Annotated in this window: 2 protein-coding genes; both read right to left on the bottom strand. The window is 37.3% G+C overall.

What is annotated here, in order from left to right:
* Positions 1–386, bottom strand: a 386-nt coding sequence (locus tag WBY99_RS01355; RefSeq protein ID WP_423974552.1) for a hypothetical protein, incomplete at its 3' end; no start/stop codon positions are given.
* Between the two features lie 552 nt (positions 387–938).
* Positions 939–2,281 (bottom strand): ribonuclease Y (gene rny, locus WBY99_RS01350; protein WP_423974551.1); only part of this gene is annotated, 1,343 nt, incomplete at its 5' end.

The following is a 2,281-nucleotide window of genomic DNA, read 5'->3' as shown; positions in this document are numbered from 1 at the left end:
GATTTCTTGAAAAGAAAATCGTTTTTATCGTAAACCAATTTAGGTTCTAAATCATTTTTAAATTTCCCGAAACGTTTTTCAAAATCAATTTGGGAAGCATAATGTTCAGGCAAAAAACCTAAAATATTTAAAACCCGATGAAGTCGCTCTCTTCTTAACAAAAATCTTTCCCGTAATCTTCTTACTCCTCTGTAACCAGTTCTTTCAGAAGTTTGAGTTGAAGTTGGTTTTCCACCACCAAAATTATCCATCACATCCTGAGTCATCGGAATTATCCTGCTTCCCATGCCGAGAATTTCTCCTTTTTTATTTTCAAAATCCTGCTGAACTAATGCCCAACCAATCGAATTAGTTCCCAAATCCAACCCAAGTATTGTTTTTTTCATAGCTGTTTTTTATAATTCCCTAAATTAATAAAAAGATTTTAGAGAAAAATACGGGAATCCGTAAACTAGTTAAAAAAATAATTTATACATTTGTCTCAATAATTTAAAAAGCAATTCACAATAAGGATTATTCCGTTGTGAAAACATTTGGGTCGCCTCTTGTCCATAATCAGGAGGCTTTTTTATGCCCAATTGTTTCCCTAACACTACTGAAAAAATAAAATTCGTGAGCAAAAACATTTAGCCTATCATCAACTGCAGGGCATTTAAAATCACTCCAAGCAAGTGTTCGTGCCGATATAAAGGCTGTTTTTGCCGGATTTGCCGAAAAGGGATGGATTTGCCGAAAACAACCGAATATCCGATTGTTAGTAAGTGCCTTTCTGATGCTTTATCGTGGGGGATGACTAGGGAATGGCTAGGAGGTGACTTTGGGATGCTATTCTATGACATGACAATGGACACCAAAAGAAGGTTTTACTGTATATTTCAAATCACAAAAAAAACTCCTTTCATCACTGAAAGGAGTTTTTAATAAAATATTTTTAACGGTTATCTCGCAATATTCACAGATCTGGTTTCACGGATTACCGTTACACGAACCTGTCCTGGATACGTTAATTCATTTTGAATTTTTTCAGAGATATCGTAAGAAAGTTGAGATGATTGGTCATCATTCACTTTTCCGCTTTCTACCATTACACGGAGTTCTCTTCCTGCTTGGATTGCATAAGCGCTAGAAACACCGTCGAAACTTAATGCCGCTGCTTCTAAGTCTTTTAATCTTTGAATATATGACTCTAAGACCTGTCTTCTTGCGCCTGGTCTTGCTCCAGAAATCGCATCGGCAACCTGAATAATCGGCGATAATAAAGTGGTCATCTCTACCTCATCGTGGTGAGCACCAATTGCGTTAACAACCTCTGGATTCTCACCGTATTTCTCTGCCCACTGCATTCCTAAGAGGGCGTGTGGCAATTCTGATTCCTGTTCCGGTACTTTTCCAATATCGTGAAGTAAACCTGCTCTTTTGGCTAACTTAACGTTAAGTCCCAATTCTGCCGCCATTGTTCCGGCGATATTCGCAACTTCTCTCGAGTGCTGCAATAAGTTTTGTCCATAAGAAGAACGGAATTTCATTCTCCCCACGATTTTCACCAATTCTGGGTGAAGTCCGTGAACTCCTAAATCAATCACTGTTCTTTTTCCAACTTCAATGATTTCTTCTTCAATCATTTTTTTGGTTTTATCTACCACTTCTTCGATTCTCGCCGGGTGAATTCTACCGTCGGTAACCAATCGGTGAAGGGAAAGTCTTGCAATCTCTCTTCTTACCGGATCGAAGCATGAAAGTAAAATTGCTTCCGGCGTATCATCAACAATAATTTCTACTCCTGTAGCAGCTTCTAAAGCACGGATATTTCTACCTTCTCTACCAATAATTCTTCCTTTAACTTCATCAGATTCGATATTGAATACAGAAACCGAATTTTCAATAGCTTGTTCTGTTCCGATCCTTTGAATCGTTTGAATAACTATTTTTTTAGCTTCTTGTTTCGCATTCAATTGCGCTTCAGCCATAATGTTTTGAACATGCGCTTGAGCTCTTGTTTTGGCTTCTGCTTTTAAAGCTTCTACCAATTCATTCTTTGCATCTTCAGCAGAATATCCTGAAATTCTCTCTAAAATTTCTACTTTCTGAGCAGTTACCGTATCTAATTCCTGTTGTTTTCTTTCAAGAATTTCATGTTTTTTACTGTAGTCTGCAATTTGACGGTCAAGGTCTTTTTCTAACTTTCCTGTTTTACTCAATTCGTCATTGAGTTTTTGTTCTTTGTCTTTGATTCTTTTTTCAGAATCCTGCATTTTCTTTTCTCTGGATTGAATGTCTGCGT

The sequence above is a fragment of the Kaistella sp. genome (assembly GCF_049588135.1).
GTDB lineage: Bacteria > Bacteroidota > Bacteroidia > Flavobacteriales > Weeksellaceae > Kaistella.
Note: the sequence above shows the minus strand (reverse complement) of the source record. Positions and strands in the feature narration are given on the sequence as shown.